Genomic DNA, 16,543 nt, shown 5'->3' with positions numbered 1-16,543 from the left:
CGCCCCGATGACCCGCCCACCGCGATCCCGCCGCGCCATGGCAGCCGCTGCGCTGACAGCCGCCCTCCTGCTCACACCCTCCGCCGCGTTCGGCGCGACCGACGAGCCCGATCTGGACCAGACGCTCGACGAGCTGGAGGTCGTGCACGGCCAGCGCGTGCTCGACGTCGGGCACGTGGACATGGGGCCGAAGTTCGACGACGGCGCCTGGCGCTTCCTCATCCACGACGACGTCGCGCGCGCCGATGCGGACGCCACCAGCGTCTGGCGCTACCCCGACGAGACCGTGCTCCATGTCATCGACTCCGCGCGACTGACCGTGCCGGATGATCCGGCCTACGCCTTCATCGGCGCCGACGCGGGCAGCGAGGTGTACGTCGTGCCGCAGACCCAGAATCCAGATGTCGTCTGGCTGGGATGGAACACGCAGGACCCCGAGGTCATGCAGACGATCGACCGCGGCATCACCCTGTCACTCACGGGCGTGCAGGGACCCGGCGTCGTGACGACGTACCTGCAGTCCGGCTCGTTCGGCGACCCGCAGCTGCTGTGGGACTCCCGCGTGACGGAGCCGCAGCCGGTCTGGGTCGATGTGAACACGCACACCCACGCGAACTGGGTGTTCACCGAGCCGGGCGTCTACCTGCTCGAGCTCACCGCCGAGGCCGATCTCATCGACGGCAGCCACGTCTCCGACGCGCAGCGGATCCGGTTCGCGGTCGGCAGCGCGACGTCGCCCGATGACGCGCTCGCCGAGAGCTGGAGCGGCCAGACCGCACAGGATGCGCCGTCCGCCGGGGCCGAAGCCGGCAGCGATACCGGCCACGGCACGGGGGACGTGTCGCAGGATGCGCTCGGCCCGGTGGCGATCGTCGCCATCGTCGTCGCATCCGCCGCCATCGTGGTCGTCGTGGTGGCGCTGGTGCGCGGCAGCCGCCTTCGGCGGCGCGTGCTCGCAGAGCGCACCGCCGGGAGCCGCGATATCCGCGAGGCCCCGGGCGGAGGCGGCGAATGACCCCGTCCGAGATCGCGCTGCGGGTGGAGGACGTCGCGGTCGATCTCGGCGGCCGGCGCGTGCTGCACGACGTCGAACTCACAGTCGACCGCGGCGAGCTCGTGGCGCTGATCGGCCCGAACGGCGCCGGCAAGACCACGCTGCTGCGCACGATCCTGGGGCTGCAGGCCGCCGCGCGCGGCCGGCTGCTCGTGGAGGGACGCCCCGCCCGGCCGGGCCGCGTGCCCGTCGGCTACGTGCCCCAGCGCCACGAGTTCGCGTGGGACTTCCCGATCTCGGTCGCGAACGTGATCGCGACGGGTCTGACGGGCCGGCTCGGGCTCCTCCGCCGTCCCGGCGCCGCGCACTGGGAGGCCGTCGCCGACGCGCTCGACCGAGTGCGGATGACGACGCTCGCCGATCGCCCCGTCGGGCAGCTGTCGGGCGGGCAGCGCCAGCGCGTCCTGGTCGCACGGGCCCTCGCCCTGCGCCCGTCGGTGCTGCTGCTGGACGAGCCGTTCACCGGCCTCGACATCCCGACGCAGGAGCTGCTGTCCGCCCTGTTCGCCGACCTCGCCCACGAAGGACGCGCCGTGCTGATGACCACCCACGACCTGCTGAACGCGGCCGACTCCGCAGACCGCATGGTGCTGCTGAACCGCACCGTGATCGCCGACGGCACCCCGGCCGAGCTCGTCGCCGATCCGTCGCCCTGGATGACCGCGTTCGGCGTCGGCGCCGACTCTGCGCTCGTGCGCATGATGACGGCGGTGGCCCGATGAACCCGCTGGACTTCCTCGCCGACCTGCTGAATCCCGACCTGGCCTTCCTCCCCAAGGCGCTCGCGGTCGCGGTGATGTCGTCGATCGTGTGCGGCGTGGTCGGCAGCTACGTCGTGCTGCGCGGCATGGCTTTCATCGGCGACACCGTCGCGCACGCGGTGTTCCCCGGCCTGGCCGTGGCGTTCGTCGTCTCGGGCAACCTCGTCCTCGGGGGCACGGTCGCGGGGATCGCGACGGCGATCCTGATCGCCGTGTTCTCGCAGAACCGGCGGCTGAAGGAGGACTCGATCATCGGCGTGTTCTTCGTCGCCGCCTTCGCCCTCAGCATCGTGATCATCTCGCAGGCCCCCGGGTACGCCGGCTCCCTGCAGCAGTTCCTGTTCGGCGCGATCACGGGCATCCCCGACTCCGACGTGATCGTCGTCGCGGCGACCGGCCTTGTCGTCATCGCGGCCGTGCTGGGCCTGCACAAGGAGTTCGTCACGATCTCTCTGGACCGCGAGTCGGCGCGCGCGCTCGGCGTGCCGGTGTTCTGGCTCGACCTGGTGCTGTACGTGCTGGTGACGCTGGCCGTCGTGATCTCCGTGCAGACGATCGGCAACATCCTCGTGCTGGCGCTGCTGATCACGCCCGCCGCGACCGCGCGGCTGCTCACGGATCGGCTCGGCGTGATGATGGCGCTCGCCCCGGCGATCGGCGGCCTGGCCGCGCTGGTCGGTCTCTACGTGTCGTGGTCCTGGGATCTGCCCACCGGCGGCACCATCGTGCTGGTGCTGACGGTCGTCTTCCTGGCCGCCTGGTTCCTCAGCCCGCGCCAGGGCCTGATCGCCCGTCGCCAGCGCTCGCGCACCGCGGAGCACTCCCCCGCCGGGGCCGCCCGGGCCGCCGTGCCGGCGATGAGCGGCCCGGCATCCTGAATGTCCCTTCTCAAGGAGGTTGGCAATGAGTGAGACGGATCGCGCGCGGAATCACGCGGGCGCTACGGCAGCGGCCCGCCGCGATTTTTCTCACGAAACATGTCAGCAACTGTGTTCGGGGCTCGCACAAGCTAGTTGAACGAGAACGTCTTGTAGCTACTGCGGACGTTGAATCGTCGCCCTTCCTTGCGTCGCTGCAGGAAGCCGGCGATCGTGTCGATGTCATCGGGACGCATCTTCAGCGCACGACACTTCGCGCGCACCTGGTCGACGGTGATCGGCACCCAGCGATCGGGCCGGTTCATCATGTCCGCCTTCAGCTTGTCCTCCTCGTTCCACTTGAGACCGGTCGAGTATCCGGCCGCCATCGCCGCGACGTACTCGAGGATGCCGTCGACGCCGTTCGGTAGCGGTTCGCACTCGACCTCATCCCGCCTCGCGACCGGCTCCACGGTCCGGTCCGCGAACAACTGGACGGGATTCGCATCTTCGATCCACTCAGCAGCCTCGTCCTCGTTCCACTCGATCACGGCAAGCGCGTCGAGGTCGTGACCCCAGAGCTTCTGGAAGTGCTCGCGACTTGGCCAGGCGTGGAGGACTCGCCCCGACAGCATGCCGATGGAGAATCCCCGCCAGGTCACGTGCCGCACGCTCGGTTGAGCGATCAATTGCTGGAGAACCGGGCTATCCACCTCGCGCCGGGGAGTCACCACGACCACCGCGCCGCCGGATTGCTCCAGCAGCCAACGGACTGCGCGAGCGTTTTGCGGCTCACGAGATAGCTCGCCGTCCGTGAGACGTGAGATCGCGACCGGGTAGTTGTAAGACACTGACGACACGGCGTCTCCTTAGCTCGGGCTCCTGAAGGTAACGGCAGCTACCGACATCCCCGCGCGCTCACTTCCGACTGAACGAACGCCGCGCATCGACGCCCACGGAGGGCTAAGTGCTTGTGCAGGTCCCGAGTGTGCACAGATCCCGCAGAAAGTCGTGCACAACGCGCTCTGACTCGACTGCGTCTCGAAGGAACTCGGGCTCGCTTTTGTCGGGGATGTACGCTCGGAGCTCCTCGTCAGATTGCGCTACGCGAAGCCCGCTAATTCACCCATTGGAGGGTGTACGTCTCAACCCAGGCCTGCTCGCCGTCAACGGACAGAAGCACCTCGGCCTCGATACGGACAGTCTCGGTGACGTCGACGCCGATCATCGGCTCGTAGAGTTCTCCGTGCGTCCATTCGACGACGTCGGAGTACTCCTGCGTGTACTCGTCCGTGCGCATGAAGCCGGACACCGTGACCTCGGCTGTGGCCTCCGATCGTCCGAGCGTAGGGACCGCTCTGCCACGCCGACGGCGACCACAGCTCCGTCACCAGGGACGTTGCCCTGTGAGCGATAGAAGAGGAGCGTCGCTCCCGGAGGGATGCGCTTCGTCGGGGAGTGACAAAGGTATGCCTTGCGGATCGCATTGCCATGGGCCTTCGGCGACGTGAACGTTCCCGGAAGGACGGTTCGAGAGGGACTGACATACGTCGCGTCTGGGAACAAATCCTCGTACCACTGCGGTGTGATGGGGATGACGAAGATCGGCTGACCGGCGCGGATGGCAGGCGGGCCGTATGCGATGTGATGCGAGAGTCCGTCGAGTGAGGCCGTGGGCTTGCCGGGCCTGAGCGCCTTCAAGTAAATACCCTCATCCTCCGCCTTGTCAGATGCGCGTTCGAACCCGAAATCGCCGAGGAACTCGACGAGTCGGTCCTGCTTGTCCTTGACCTCGACAAACATCTCGCTCGGTGCCCCCGGTTCCGCGGCGGCCCAGCGGAGCGCGGCTTTGAGCAGGAGTTCACCGAGCCGCCTCCCAGATGCTTGCTCGCCGACCTTGAAGGTGGACAACTTGATCGCGTCCCAACCCGGCTTGGTCGGGTGCGCGTCGCGCATCTTGACGAGCGCGATCGCTTCATACGCTCCCTCCGCGTCACGGACCACCCACGCGCGCCGCGCGGCGGATTCCTGCTTCACCGTCGCGATCCATCTGTCGAAATGAGGGGCGTAATCCTTGCGAAGCGAATCGAAGATGCCTTGCGTCGTGTCGAGCTGGTAAGTCTTCAGTTCTTCGACCGAAGGCGGCGGAGGTGGTGCTGATGGATGCCATGCCGCAAGTTGCGCCGCGGCTTCCCCGGGGCGCAGCACCCGGGGCTCGTGCCCTAGAGCAATCGCACGTCGTCGAAGCTTTTCGTCGTTCGTGACTAGGAATCGAACCGCATCCGCATGGAGCGCCGCGAGGATCCTCGCGTCTCGTCGATCGTTGAGGCCCGGCTGCTCCGGAAAAACGGCGCGCACAATCTTAGGGACCTCAACTTCGGCGAGGGCGGCGTACTTCCCGTATGCGGCGATGTTTTGGGCACGGTGTGTAGCGTCCTTCGTCTCGCGAAGATCATCGAGCGTTGCGGGGTGCACATAGACCTTGTGGCCGTGCTCGCTGGCCGTCCGAAGGAACTGCCCGACCGACGAGTGGAGCGACTCCAGGTTGCCGGCGAATGGCTCTGCAGCAATAACACATTCGTGTCGATGAGGAAAGACATTTCCTTCTGCATTGCCGCGCGCCCTTTCGTTAGCGCGATGCTATTGCCGGAGAGCAATGCTGTGCCGCCGCGACTCTCCGCCGGCGCCTCCAATGACAGGAACAAGCGGCTAGCAGCTAGCGGCGTTCGCTCGTCCGCTACTAGGCGAGGAACGCGCTAACGCCGGGCTCAAGCGAACACCGGCATCGCGCCTAACGCGCGCGCGGCTAACCGCTGATGCCAGTACGCGGCGGGGTGGAGGGGACTCTTCACGGCCGAGGAGTTAGCCGAGACGCTGGCGGCGGTCGCGCGTGGCGAACTCGCCGGGCAAGAGCGGGAGACCCGAGAAAGGGGTATGGCGGCCTCTCTCTACTCGACCAGGTATGCCGCCTCAGCAGCCGACAGTAAGCCCTCGGCGCGCGGCTCGGTCGTCATGACGGTGACTGTACTGCTTGTTGTCTGGGCGCTCTAGGGCTCGATAGACAGTCGAGCGCTCAATGGTCAATGGCACGCTTCGAACGTCGTCGCGGCGGCATGGCGTAGCTCCGCTGCCGTCATCAACCGGTCATGCGCCACGAGGTGCGAAATGAGATCCGCGGTGAAAACGACCGACAGGGTTCCGAAGACGGTCACCAGCAGCGTCAGAGCTGCCTCCCCCGGGTCCAGGGACCCGTGGCTGTTCAGCGTGAGCACGACCGAGAGCCGTGAGGGTGAGATAGATCCGCTCCTTCAGAAGCGCCGCGCTCTTCCCGTTCCACCGCTTTCACTGTCACACGCAGGTTCTCCCAGCAGCCAGCCGCCGTTCGAGCCGACCTCACTCCGAGCTCAAGGGACGGTGTCGCACAGCACACAGTTGCGAATCGCGCTTGCGCAGACACTCTGCGATCGTGCGGAACGCAAAGAAGGGCGCGTCACCAGTCATGGACGGTTCCGTCGGCAAGCCGGCTGTAGGGCAGGTAGGCGCGGACGTAGGGGTACCTGCCCGCGGCGTCCACATCGAGGTTGACGCCGAGTCCCGGCTCGTCGCCTGGATGCAGGTAGCCGTCCGACCAAGTGAGGCTCTGCTGGAAGACGCTGTCTGTATTCTCCCCGTGTCGCATGTATTCCTGGATGCCGAAGTTGTGAATGGCTAGGCCAAGATGCATCGCTGCGGCCATGCCCACGGGCGGAGCGCGACACCCCGTGTACAAGACAGGTGCTCGAACCGTCACTCTCCGGACGAGAAGTTCCGGTCATGAGGTGATCCTGTCGCGCGGTTCGCCCTCGTTCACAGCGGACATACTCCGTACAAGCGCCCTATAGTTGTTCGCTGAAGCCCCCTGTGGTGCGGATGGTACTCGTCGTGCTGATGCGTCCGAGCGGTCGTGGAATCCGCGACACCGGCCAATCCACCGTGCCAGCCGCGGTCAGCAGCCGATCGAGCACGACGTCCCACGTGCCGGCGGCAGCAAGCCGTCGATGCCATGCCCACGCCGTTTGCCGCGGCGGAAACGTGCGCGGCAGATCCCACCACTCGATGCCGTCCGGTACCGGTAGCTCACGCCTCCGGCCATGCTTCCACCGTCCGCGAATGGTCGCCCTTTCGGCCCCCGTGGGGCTGGACTGCAGGTCAGCGATCACCGTGAACTGGTCGTCCGAAAGTAACCGGAAAAACGACATCCAACCGGCATCCCTATGTCAGCCAGGTCAGTTGAAAGGCACGCCCTAGCTGGTCGTCTCGGAGGAGCGGCCGACCACGTGCTCGGGCGCGGTCAACTGATGCCGACGGTCTGACCGCCGTCCACGACCAAGGCGTGGCCGATGGTGAAGCCGCCCAGGTCGGAGCAGAGCCAGAGGACGGCTGAGGCGATCTCCTCGGGCGTGCCCATCCGTCCGATCGGCTCCTGAGCGATCACGCGGGCGCGCCCCTCGGGAGTGCCGCCGGAGAATCGATCCATCATCGGGGTTTCGATGATTCCGGGACAGATGGCGTTGATCTGTATGCCCTTGTCGGCGTAGTCGAGCGCAGCCGACTTGGTGAGCCCCAAGATGCCGTGCTTGGCCGCCGCGTAGGCGGCTTGGCCCTTGATGCCCACGACACCGGCTCCAGAGGAGATGTTGACGATCGATCCGCCCGAGTCCCCCATAGCGAGAATTTCGTGCTTCATCGACACGAAGACGCCTCGGAGATCCACGGCCATCAGCCGATCCCATTCGTCGTCGCTCGTCTCGGCGAGTGGCTTCGGAGGCTGCTCGATCCCCGCGTTGTTCACACCGACGTCGATCGGGCCGAGCGCGTCGACGGTGGAGGTCACTGCCTTCTGGACGCTCTCGCCGTCGGTGACGTCGCAGAGCACGACATGCGCACGGCGTCCGTGCTTCTCGACGAGCCGCGCAGTCTCACGCAACGGCTCCTCGGCAGTGCCGGTCACGGCGACGTCGGCACCGGCGCGGGCGAAGGCCTCGGCGGTCGCCCGTCCAATGCCGGATCCCGCCCCGGTGATGAACACGGTCTTGTCTGTGAAGTCGAAGCTGATGGACAAGACAATCCTCCTGTGGTTGCAGTGGCGGTGCGTCCGCGGGGAGAGCCGTCGACAGGACGCGCCGGGATGTCGGCTTAGCTCTCCAGCGGACGCACGAAAGTGCGGAACTGGCCCCGCTCCTGGTGCAGCGTGAAGAGCCGGTTCGCCAGCGCCGCCGGCTCGTGGTCCGGCTCGCCCCCGCCAATGCCGAGCGGGATGATGAGCTGAGCCACATGGACGTTCTCAGGCTTCAGAGCGTCGTGAAGGACGTGCGCGTAGGCGCTTTCCCCAGCGAAGGCGACCGACGTTCCCGTGACTGCTCCGCGCGGCCGAACGGCGCTGGCTCCGTTCGGGAACAGGATCGTGCCTCGGCCGAGTTCTCGCATACCCGGCAGCACCTGCTGGACGGCCGTCACCGGTCCGAGAATCGACATCTCGATCGGTCCGAGGAGATCGTCGGGCGACGTCTCGAGAGCCGGCTTCATAAACTCCCGCGCCGGAACAGGGCTGTACTGCAGCACCTCGATGGGCCCGAGCTCCTCGGCGGCCTGGTCGAGCGCTGCGCGAAGGGCGCTGCGGTCGCGCGCGTCGGCCGAGAAGCCGGATGCCCGGACGCCATCACTGGCGAGCTTGTCGGCGAGGTCGTCGAGCTTCTCCTGGTTGCGCGCGATGAGGGCGACGGAGAAGCCCTCACGACCGAATCGGCGAGCGACTGCGAGTCCGAGGCCGGGTCCGGCCCCGACGATGGCGAGAGTGGTCATGAGGATCCTTTCGATATGCCGGTGGAGGCCGGAGTCAACGCTCCGCAAAGCGCAGTACGTGCACGCGAAGCGGAGTCAGGAGGCGGTGAGGCGCCCCGGTGCTTCCTGGTCCGCAACGCGTTCTGACGCGGCCCAGGATGCGAGAAGGCGCAGCGACTCCTCGGCCTGAGATCCCGGTGCCGCGAGGTAGACCGTCAGCCCTAGGCCGGGGTCACCTTCCAGCTCGACGGTCTGATAGTGCAGCTCCAGCTCACCGACGACCGGATGATGGAAAACCTTCTGCCCGGCGTAGTGTCGCCGCACATCGTGCGCCGCCCAGAGCTCGCGGAAGCGTTCGCTCCGGGTGGAGAGCTCGCCGATGAGCGCGTGCAGGCGCTTGTCGTGCGGGTTGCGTCCTGCCTCACGCCGGAGAATCGTCACATTCGTCCAGGCCGCGCGATCCCAGTCCGGGTAGAAGTCGTGAGCGGAGGGGTCGAGGAAGATGTGGCGCGAGAAGTTGGCCGGGCGGGTGGTGCCCTTGAACATCGGAGCGTACATGGCGTATCCGAGCGCGTTGGCCGCGAGCAAATCCATGCGGTTGTTCTGCACGAAGGCCGGCGCCGCGGTGATGGCGTCGAGCAGATACTGCAGCTGAGGGCGCAAGGGGGTATCCCTTTGTGCGCGCTGCGGCTGCACCCCGACCGGGTTGGCCGTACGTGCCAGGTCGAACAGGTGGTCCCGCTCGGCAGCGGTGAAGCTCAATGCTCGCGCGATCGCGTCGAGAACGGCGTCGGAGACGCCCTTCAGATTTCCGCGCTCGAGTCGGGTGTAGTAGTCGATGCTCACACCCGCGAGCCGCGCCACCTCCTCACGACGCAATCCGCTGACCCGTCGACGGTCACCGAACGTCTCCACGCCCGCCTGCTCCGGCGTGACGCGTGCTCGGCGGGACATGAGGAACTCCCGCACCTCGGATCGGTTATCCATGCGTTCCACGCTACGTCTGCGCCGCGAAGGGTGGGAGGGCCTGACGTAACCCGTCTGACCTGAGCCCTCCGGGAGGGTCAGGGGACGTTGTGCCCGGCGGCCTGAAGGAGCCCGTACCACTCGGCTCGCGTGAGCGGGATATCCGACCCGACCGCGGCGTCCTGGATCCGCTGGGGCGTGGTGGTGCCGAGGACGACCTGGATCTGCGCCGGGTGCCGGGTGATCCATGCGGTCGCGATGCCGGTCGGCGTGACGTCGTACTTCTCCGCCAGCTCCCGCAGCCGCGCGTTCAGCTCCGGGTACTCCGGCGAATCGAGGAAGACGCCATCCTGGAACCCCTTCTGGAAGGGCGACCATGCCTGCATCCGGATGCCCGCGATACGGCAGTAGTCGACGATGCCGCCGCCATCGCGAGTGACGGAGTCATCCTCGTCCGCCATGTTCGAGGACAACCCCTGAGCGACGATGGTCGAGTGCGTCACCGAGAGCTGGATCTGGTTGACGACGATGGGCTGGGTGACCGCTGTCTTCAGCAGATCGATCTGTCGCGGCGTGTGGTTCGACACTCCGAAGCAGCGCACCTTTCCGCTGCTTTCGAGATCGGTGAACGCGCGGGCGACTTCCTCCGGCTCGACGAGGGCGTCCGGCCGGTGCAGCAGGAGCACGTCGATGTAGTCCGTTCCCAGTGAGCGCAGCGACTCCTCGACGGAGTTGACGATGTGCTCGTAGGACGAGTCGTAGTGCCAGTCCTGATCGACGATCGTCGTCTTCGTCTGCAGAACGATCTGCTCACGCTCCGACGCGGTCAGCCGCAGCGCCTCGCCGAAGCGCTGCTCGCAGAGATGCGGTCGGCCGCCGGGGTGGTTGAAGCCATAGAGATCCGCGTGATCGAAGAAGTCGATGCCGGCGTCGCGGGCGGTGGAGTAGATCTCACGGATCTCCTCGTCGCTGCTGCCGGCGATGCGCATCATCCCCGCGATGATGTTCGATACCGGTCGGGCGTCGCTGCCGAAAGGCACTGTGCGCATGGTTGCTCCATTCGTCGGTTGCCGCCTTTCACGCTAGGGCGCCGCGGATCACGTCGGCCGCTTCTCAGTGCCGCGAAAGGGGTGCTGTCGCGACGGGTTTTCGCAGAACCTGGCAGCTCTCGCCCAGCCCCGTTACGGTCACGACAACTCTGCACCGCCGCGTGTCGAGCGAAGGGGGGCCCTGTCGGTACCCGTCTACCCAGGAACTCCCATCGAGCACGGAGGCGCGCTCAATGTGGATGAGAGCGAACCTCTTGTCCCTCCCTTTCGAGGGGTCCGACGGGAGACATTGAGCTCACTGCGAAGGGAAGCAGTCATGAACGTTGAACCGGCAAGCCCAACGGCGAAGAACCCGCCCGAGCAGTTCGCCGGCGATGTCTGGGTCGACATGGTCGCAGTCCCCCACGAAGCCGACCAGCGAATGTCGGTCGCCATCGTCAAGTTCGCACCCGGCGCCCGAACAGCCTGGCACTCGCACGCGCGCGGCCAGTACTTACGCGTCACCCAGGGCGTCGCCCGATTCGGAGACCGCGAGGGCAACGTCCTCGAAGTTCATCCCGGGCAGACCCTCTACATGCCACCTGGGCAGGAACATTGGCACGCCGCGGCAGGCGAGACGTTCATGGAGCACATCGCCATGCTCGAAAGCGGCGACGACCCCTCGACCACCACCGTGTGGAAAGAGCACATTACCGACGCGGAGTACGAAGGCGTCGTCCGCCCTGCCGATGCGATTGACATTCGGAAGGAATCAGCGATGACCGACAACGGACCAAGCGCATTGGGCGAGATGATCGGCGACTTCGCTCCGAAGATCGTCGAGGTCACCGACAGCGTGTTGTTCGGCGACATCTGGGAGCGACCGGAACTCGCCAAGCGCGACCGCAGCCTGTTGACCCTCTCTTCCCTCGTCACGGGCGGCAGCTTCGTGCAGCTCGAGTCGCACATCCGCATCGGGCGGGAGAACGGCCTGACGGAAGCCGAGATCATCGAAGCCTTCACCCACCTGGCGTTCTACGCCGGATGGCCCAAAGCCCTCTCCGCGATCGACGTGGCCAAGCGCGTCTTCGCCGAGTGACCACCACTTCCACACCCCTGACCAAGAGGAGAAACCATGCGTGGAGCATTGATGTACGGCCCCGGCGACGTGCGCGTAGAGCAGCGCGATCGCCCCGCCATCGAGGAGCCGACCGACGCCGTGATCCGCGTCGCCGCCGCGTGCGTGTGCGGATCGGACCTCTGGCCGTGGCGAGGTCTGGAGCCGCTGGCGACGAACCCCATGCCGATGGGTCATGAGTACATCGGCGTCGTCGAGGAGATCGGCTCGGATGTCAAGGATCTCCGTGTCGGTGACTTCGTCGTGGGCTCGTTCTTCGCCTCCGACAACACCTGCGAGATCTGCCAGGCCGGCTACCAGACGCACTGCGTCCATCGCCAGCCGGGCGCGCCGACCGGAGCACAGTCCGAGTACGCCCGCATTCCTCTCGCCGACGGCACCCTGGTGAAGACCCCCGGTGTCCCCGACGCCGACCTCATCCCGTCTCTGCTCGCCGCGTCGGATGTCCTCGGCACGGGCTGGTTCGCCGCGGTCGCCGCCGAAGCCGGACCGGGCAAGACCGTCGCGGTGGTCGGTGACGGCGCTGTCGGACTGCTCGGCATCCTCGCGGCCAAGCAGCTGGGCGCCGAGCGCATCATCGCCATGAGCCGCCACGAAGACCGTCAGAAGCTCGCCCGCGAGTTCGGCGCGACGGACATCGTCACCGAGCGCGGCGACGAAGGCGTGGCGAAGATCAAGGAGCTCACCGGAGGCCTCGGGGCGCACAGCGTCATCGAAGCCGTCGGCACGCAGGAATCGATGATGCAGGCGATCCAGTCCACCCGCCCCGGCGGACACGTCGGATACGTCGGCGTCTCGCACGACGTGAGCCTCGATGGCCTCAGCCTGTTCTTTTCCGGCGTGCACCTGCATGGCGGTCCGGCCCCCGTGCGCCGCTTCCTTCCCGAGCTCATCCAGCTCATCTGGGACCGCAAGATCGACCCCGGAAAGGTCTTCGACCTCACGCTCCCCATCGAACAGGCCGCGGACGCCTACCGCGCCATGGACGAGCGCCGCGCGATCAAAGCTCTGCTCACCTTCTGACGCGAGAGCTCGCGCGCTCTCGCGGCGAGCAGAAGGGGTTCTCGCGAAACCCCTCGCGGCAGAGCCCTGGCTGGCATCCCAGCCGGCGGCGAACCTGGAATCAGCCCCCAACAGGGGGAAGCGAAAGGACTCACATGCCTCTTGGAGAAGACGGATACATCTTCCCGCTCGCCGATTCGGTGCAGCGCACTGCCGTGCGATTCACCAACCGCTACGGGATCGAGATCGCCGCAGACCTCTACCGTGCGAAGGACTTCGATGAGAGCGCCACGCACAAGGCTCTCGTCATCGGCCCCCGCACGGCGGAGTGAAGGAGCAGGGCCCCGGCGTCTACGCCAACCAGCTCGCGCAGCGAGGGTTCGTCGCCCTCGCGATCGACCCGTCGTACAACGGGGAAAGCGGCGGCACCCCACGCCACGTCACGTCCCCTGAGATCTTCGCGGAGGACTTCAGCGCAGGTGTCGACTTCCTCGGCACGCTGCCCTACGTCGACCGGGAGCAGATCGGTGCGATTGGCATCTGCGGGTCTGGAGGCTTCGCGCTTAACGCTGCGCAGATGGATCGCCGCATCAAGGCGGTGGCGACGGCGGCGATGTACGACATCTCCGGCGTCGCCCGTGACGGCTGGTTCTATCAGGGCAGCGACGAGGACCGCGGCGCGGCGCTGGACGGTCTCGCTCAGCAGCGCTGGGCGGACGTCGACGCCGGCGAGCCCGCGCTCGATGGCGGGCTCTTCCCGAGCGAGGTGCCCCCGGAAGGGGCGCCGAATCCCATCGTCGGCGAGTTCTGGGAGTTCTATGTCGAGGGGGAGGGCCGGGGATGGCACCCGCGGTCGATCGGCGCCTTCACCGCGACGAGCGGGCTCGCGCACATCAACTTCGGTCCCGCGCGCTATCTCGACACCATCTCCCCTCGCCCGATCCTGCTGATCACCGGCGACCAGGCGCATTCCGCCTGGTTCAGCGAGAAGGTGCACGAGCAGGCCGCGGAGCCGAAGGAGCTCGTCGTCGTCCCCGGAGCGCGTCACATCGATCTCTACGACGATGTCACGCTCATCCCATTCGACAAGCTCGAGTCGTTCTTCACCGAAGCGCTCGACCCCGCCGGTCAGCTGGCCAAGACGAACTGACCGCGAGGCGCCGTCACTGAGATGCTCGGTGACGGCGCCTTCTCTTTCCGCCCTCTCAGAACGGAAGAAGCACTCATGAACCCGACGTACGACTTCACCGGCTCCGTCGCACTGATCACCGGCGCCGCCTCCGGGATGGGACTCGCAGCTGCGAAGGCCTGGGCAGAGGCGGGCGCCTCGTTGGCACTCGTCGACCTCGATCCGGCGGCGCTGGAAAGTATCGGGCAGGAGCTCGCCGACCACGGGCACCGAGCACTGACCGTCGCCTGCGACGTCTCGGATGAGAGTCAGATGGCGGACGCCGTGCACCGCACGATCACCGATCTTGGCCGTCTCGACTTCGCGTTCAACAACGCGGGCATCCAGATCCCCTACGCCGGCCTCGCGGACGAGGAGTTTTCCGATGTGCAGCGCCTCACGGGCGTGAACCAGTTCGGCGTGTGGGCGGCGATGAAGCACGAGCTGCGCCACATGCGCGGGCAGGGATCCGGCTCCATCGTCAACACTTCCTCGATCGGCGGCGTCATGGGCGGCCCGGGACGCGCCGCGTACCACGCGACGAAGCACGCCGTCATCGGTCTCACCCGCAGCGCCGCGAAGGAGTTCGCCCCCTACGGCATCCGCGTGAACGCCATCCTTCCTGGCACCATCGAGACGCCCATGGTGACGGACATGGTCCGCACGGGCGCTCTCGATCACGACGCGTCCGTCGCCGCGATTCCCCTCGGGCGCCTGGGGCGAGCGGAGGAGATCGCCGCCGCAGCACTTTGGCTCAGCAGTCCCGGGGCGAGCTTCGTCACCGGAGCATCGCTGCTGGTAGACGGTGGTCAGCTCGCCTGACTGGCTGGAGGAATCGCCGGCGGTGTCAAGCGAGGCCCCTGTGGGCGCTTGGCACCGTCAGTCCCTCACGCTCGAGCTGCGGTTACCCGCACCTGGCGTCTCGGGGACCGTCTCTGCAGGATGGTTGGCAGCCATGGTGGCCAGTAGACGCAGCTTCTCTGCCTCGTCGCCACTGGCGTCGGGGTAGTACAAGACCAGGAGCAGCCCGTCCACGGGCAACTTCTCTCGGTGCAACCGCATCGTCCCGAGTAATGGGTGGTGGATGACCGCGGAGTTGCCGGCGAGCTGGCGCACGTCCTGTCGAGCCCAGATGGACCGGAAGCGTGCACTGGCCATCGAGAGCTCCCCCACGAGCTCGACAGCGCGGGCGTCGGTGATGTCGTCACCCACGAGGTGTCGGAAGGAGCCGATCGCATCGATGGTCGCGTTCTCCCAGTCCGCGTCTACTTCAACGCGTTGACCTCCGAGCTGGTACTCGACGCGTCGCGGCGTGTGGTCAGCAGCACCGCTGGGCGGAGTCCAAATCGAACTGAGGAGAAGCATCTGCACACCAATCGACGAACACCAAAGGGTGATCGCCTGGCGGCCGAGACGAAGTGAGGCGGTCCGCGCCCCTCGGTCCGGAAGCCCGTCCGAGGCGAGAGTAGTTGATGCCCGACTCGTGACCGACGCTAGGGCGCGCTCTGCGGATCTAGCGGCGCGACACACCGACGTCGATGCCAACAACCGTGAGAAATTGCCAAGTCGATGAGATTCGTGCCAACCACGTGAGACTGTGCCAACTTCCGTGAGACGGGACACTGAACGGGCGCACGCCGATATTCGGCGATCACGAAAAAGTAACGACGAACCCTTGTGTCCCGTTACCTCACCGTTATAGAGTGCTTCCACCGGCAGCCGTTTTGCTGTGGCGGACGCCGGACATGTGATTGCAGGACACTCTTGGTGCAAGGGACAGAACCCCCGGTCGGATGCCTCTCCGGCCGGGGGTTTCTTGCGGTCGGACCGTGCGGCTCTCCCCGCGGGGAGCGCCTTCGCCCCAGTCGCGGATCCCTCGACCCGGCTTCGCGATCTGCGCGCACGATCGCACGCCCTGCCGCCCTCCTCGCGTCCCCGCACCTGATGAGAGACGAAAAGGTGGCTCCCGGATACGCTGGAGTCATGGCTGATCGCAGGCTCGCCGTCGAGGCGTGGGAGAGCCTGTTCCGTGCGCAGTACGAGGTGTTCTCGGAGGTCGCGGCCGACTTCAGCGACACGGCGCTGACACAGCCCGAGTACGACGTGCTGCTCACCGTCACGCGCTCCCCCGGCATGTCGGCCCGGCTGCGCGACGTCACCGCGAACATGCTCATCAGCCAGCCCAGCGTCTCGCGCCTCGTCGACCGGATGGTCTCGCGCGGGCTCGTGACGAAGTGCTCGGATCCCGAAGACGGGCGCGGTGCGCTGGTCACCGCGACCGAGAAGGGCGCGCAGGAATTCCGCCTCATCGCGACCGCACACGGTCGTTCGATCGCCGAGCGGATGTCGGTGCTGAGCGAGGACGAGCTGCGCACGCTCCGCGACCTCACGCAGAAGCTGCGGCACAGCAGGCCCACCGGCTGACCGTCGTGCCCCAGGGCTCCGGATGGCGCGGAGCGTTCTCATAGCCGTGGCCTGAGAGTGTGGGATCGCCCATCCCCCACTCGCCCTGGAGCATCCCATGACCGCCCCTGCCCACACCGCGCCCGCCCACACCGCGCCCGCCCCTCGCACGAGCACCATCGGCCGCGCCTTCGCCGCCATCGCGTTCATCGAGGCCTTCACGTGGGCTGGGCTGCTCGTCGGCATGTACCACCTGCCGCTGCGCCTCGCGGAGAACGGCACGGTCTACCGCAACGAGCTGTCGGGTGCCCTGCACGGCCTCACGCGCGTGCGCGGGTTCACGCAG

18 protein-coding genes and 2 pseudogenes are annotated in these 16,543 nt (G+C 66.9%); 11 read left to right on the top strand and 9 right to left on the bottom strand.

Translation table 11 applies throughout. The features are described from left to right. The first annotated feature begins 37 nt into the window (after positions 1–37). From ABTW64_RS13850 to ABTW64_RS13840, 3 genes are read left to right on the top strand one after another with little or no spacing between them, the layout of a single operon-like run. A complete protein-coding gene (locus ABTW64_RS13850) occupies positions 38–1,015 on the top strand; it encodes a choice-of-anchor M domain-containing protein (protein WP_350623406.1) in 978 nt (325 codons plus the stop codon). Continuing rightward, a complete protein-coding gene (locus tag ABTW64_RS13845; protein WP_350623404.1) occupies positions 1,012–1,776 on the top strand; it encodes an anchored repeat-type ABC transporter ATP-binding subunit in 765 nt (254 codons plus the stop codon). The genes ABTW64_RS13850 and ABTW64_RS13845 overlap by 4 nt, the downstream gene beginning before the upstream one ends. Further along, on the top strand, positions 1,773–2,693 hold the full coding sequence (locus tag ABTW64_RS13840) for an anchored repeat-type ABC transporter permease subunit (protein WP_350623402.1): 921 nt from the start codon (positions 1,773–1,775) through the stop codon (positions 2,691–2,693). Before ABTW64_RS13845 ends, ABTW64_RS13840 begins: the two co-directional genes overlap by 4 nt. Before the next feature lie 131 nt (positions 2,694–2,824). Here ABTW64_RS13840 and ABTW64_RS13835 read toward each other — a convergent pair whose 3' ends face one another. From ABTW64_RS13835 to ABTW64_RS13800, 8 genes are all read right to left on the bottom strand, one after another. Beyond that, on the bottom strand, positions 2,825–3,523 hold the full coding sequence (locus ABTW64_RS13835; protein WP_350623400.1) for a hypothetical protein: 699 nt from the start codon (positions 3,521–3,523) through the stop codon (positions 2,825–2,827). Positions 3,524–3,896: 373 nt separating this feature from the next. Beyond that, positions 3,897–5,147: a hypothetical protein gene (locus tag ABTW64_RS13830; protein ID WP_350623398.1), complete on the bottom strand. Its 1,251-nt coding sequence runs from the start codon at positions 5,145–5,147 to the stop codon at positions 3,897–3,899. Between the two features lie 605 nt (positions 5,148–5,752). Then, positions 5,753–5,944: a hypothetical protein gene (locus ABTW64_RS13825; protein ID WP_350623396.1), complete on the bottom strand. Its 192-nt coding sequence runs from the start codon at positions 5,942–5,944 to the stop codon at positions 5,753–5,755. A 218-nt stretch (positions 5,945–6,162) separates the two neighbouring features. After that, on the bottom strand, positions 6,163–6,462 hold the full coding sequence (locus tag ABTW64_RS13820; RefSeq protein ID WP_350623394.1) for an enolase C-terminal domain-like protein: 300 nt from the start codon (positions 6,460–6,462) through the stop codon (positions 6,163–6,165). A gap of 540 nt (positions 6,463–7,002) precedes the next feature. Continuing rightward, a complete protein-coding gene (locus ABTW64_RS13815; protein WP_350623392.1) occupies positions 7,003–7,773 on the bottom strand; it encodes an SDR family NAD(P)-dependent oxidoreductase in 771 nt (256 codons plus the stop codon). 74 nt (positions 7,774–7,847) lie between these two features. Further along, complete coding sequence (locus ABTW64_RS13810) at positions 7,848–8,513, bottom strand: SDR family NAD(P)-dependent oxidoreductase (protein WP_350623390.1); 666 nt, start codon at positions 8,511–8,513, stop codon at positions 7,848–7,850. Positions 8,514–8,588: 75 nt separating this feature from the next. After that, positions 8,589–9,479 (bottom strand): helix-turn-helix transcriptional regulator, encoded by an 891-nt coding sequence (locus tag ABTW64_RS13805; RefSeq protein ID WP_350623478.1) that lies wholly within the window; start codon positions 9,477–9,479, stop codon positions 8,589–8,591. A 77-nt stretch (positions 9,480–9,556) separates the two neighbouring features. Continuing rightward, positions 9,557–10,507, bottom strand: coding sequence for an aldo/keto reductase (locus ABTW64_RS13800; protein WP_350623388.1), 951 nt, complete (start codon positions 10,505–10,507; stop codon positions 9,557–9,559). A gap of 316 nt (positions 10,508–10,823) precedes the next feature. Here ABTW64_RS13800 and ABTW64_RS13795 point away from each other — a divergent pair. The 6 genes and pseudogenes from ABTW64_RS13795 to ABTW64_RS13770 form a co-directional block, all read left to right on the top strand. Further along, positions 10,824–11,219, top strand: a pseudogene (locus ABTW64_RS13795) ((R)-mandelonitrile lyase); the annotation flags it as partial. A gap of 45 nt (positions 11,220–11,264) precedes the next feature. After that, positions 11,265–11,585: a carboxymuconolactone decarboxylase family protein gene (locus ABTW64_RS13790; protein ID WP_350623476.1), complete on the top strand. Its 321-nt coding sequence runs from the start codon at positions 11,265–11,267 to the stop codon at positions 11,583–11,585. Positions 11,586–11,621: 36 nt separating this feature from the next. Continuing rightward, positions 11,622–12,647: a zinc-dependent alcohol dehydrogenase family protein gene (locus ABTW64_RS13785; protein WP_350623386.1), complete on the top strand. Its 1,026-nt coding sequence runs from the start codon at positions 11,622–11,624 to the stop codon at positions 12,645–12,647. Between the two features lie 134 nt (positions 12,648–12,781). Further along, positions 12,782–12,958 (top strand): hypothetical protein, encoded by a 177-nt coding sequence (locus ABTW64_RS13780; protein ID WP_350623384.1) that lies wholly within the window; start codon positions 12,782–12,784, stop codon positions 12,956–12,958. Next, the gene (locus ABTW64_RS13775) at positions 12,955–13,776 is read left to right on the top strand and encodes an alpha/beta hydrolase (RefSeq protein WP_350623382.1); all 822 of its coding nucleotides are present in this window, start codon (positions 12,955–12,957) and stop codon (positions 13,774–13,776) included. Before ABTW64_RS13780 ends, ABTW64_RS13775 begins: the two co-directional genes overlap by 4 nt. 75 nt (positions 13,777–13,851) lie before the next feature. After that, positions 13,852–14,616, top strand: coding sequence for an SDR family NAD(P)-dependent oxidoreductase (locus ABTW64_RS13770; RefSeq protein WP_350623380.1), 765 nt, complete (start codon positions 13,852–13,854; stop codon positions 14,614–14,616). Between the two features lie 57 nt (positions 14,617–14,673). Here ABTW64_RS13770 and ABTW64_RS13765 read toward each other — a convergent pair whose 3' ends face one another. Continuing rightward, positions 14,674–15,159, bottom strand: a complete 486-nt coding sequence (locus ABTW64_RS13765; RefSeq protein WP_350623378.1) for an MmyB family transcriptional regulator — start codon at positions 15,157–15,159, stop codon at positions 14,674–14,676. A 618-nt stretch (positions 15,160–15,777) separates the two neighbouring features. On the opposite strand from ABTW64_RS13765, the gene ABTW64_RS13760 reads away from it, so the two are divergent. Together ABTW64_RS13760 and ABTW64_RS15340 are read left to right on the top strand one after the other, a co-directional pair. Beyond that, positions 15,778–16,218, top strand: coding sequence for a MarR family winged helix-turn-helix transcriptional regulator (locus ABTW64_RS13760; protein ID WP_350623376.1), 441 nt, complete (start codon positions 15,778–15,780; stop codon positions 16,216–16,218). 232 nt (positions 16,219–16,450) lie between these two features. Beyond that, positions 16,451–16,543 (top strand): annotated as a pseudogene (locus tag ABTW64_RS15340) (aminoacyl--tRNA ligase-related protein); the annotation flags it as partial.

The sequence above is a fragment of the Microbacterium sp. NPDC096154 genome (assembly GCF_040302945.1).
Taxonomy (GTDB): domain Bacteria; phylum Actinomycetota; class Actinomycetes; order Actinomycetales; family Microbacteriaceae; genus Microbacterium.
The sequence above is the reverse complement of the archived record's forward strand: the minus strand, read 5'-3'. Positions and strand labels throughout refer to the sequence as shown.

Bases quoted from the DNA above. Each gene is read 5' to 3' on its own strand.
- ABTW64_RS13850 (WP_350623406.1), top strand. From the start codon at position 38: ATGGCAGCCGCTGCGCTGACAGCCGCCCTCCTGCTCACACCCTCCGCC.
- ABTW64_RS13845 (WP_350623404.1), top strand. From the start codon at position 1,012: ATGACCCCGTCCGAGATCGCGCTGCGGGTGGAGGACGTCGCGGTCGAT.
- ABTW64_RS13840 (WP_350623402.1), top strand. From the start codon at position 1,773: ATGAACCCGCTGGACTTCCTCGCCGACCTGCTGAATCCCGACCTGGCC.
- ABTW64_RS13810 (WP_350623390.1), bottom strand. From the start codon at position 8,513: ATGACCACTCTCGCCATCGTCGGGGCCGGACCCGGCCTCGGACTCGCA.
- ABTW64_RS13805 (WP_350623478.1), bottom strand. From the start codon at position 9,479: ATGGATAACCGATCCGAGGTGCGGGAGTTCCTCATGTCCCGCCGAGCA.
- ABTW64_RS13800 (WP_350623388.1), bottom strand. From the start codon at position 10,507: ATGCGCACAGTGCCTTTCGGCAGCGACGCCCGACCGGTATCGAACATC.
- ABTW64_RS13790 (WP_350623476.1), top strand. From the start codon at position 11,265: ATGACCGACAACGGACCAAGCGCATTGGGCGAGATGATCGGCGACTTC.
- ABTW64_RS13785 (WP_350623386.1), top strand. From the start codon at position 11,622: ATGCGTGGAGCATTGATGTACGGCCCCGGCGACGTGCGCGTAGAGCAG.
- ABTW64_RS13780 (WP_350623384.1), top strand. From the start codon at position 12,782: ATGCCTCTTGGAGAAGACGGATACATCTTCCCGCTCGCCGATTCGGTG.
- ABTW64_RS13770 (WP_350623380.1), top strand. From the start codon at position 13,852: ATGAACCCGACGTACGACTTCACCGGCTCCGTCGCACTGATCACCGGC.
- ABTW64_RS13765 (WP_350623378.1), bottom strand. From the start codon at position 15,159: ATGCTTCTCCTCAGTTCGATTTGGACTCCGCCCAGCGGTGCTGCTGAC.
- ABTW64_RS13760 (WP_350623376.1), top strand. From the start codon at position 15,778: ATGGCTGATCGCAGGCTCGCCGTCGAGGCGTGGGAGAGCCTGTTCCGT.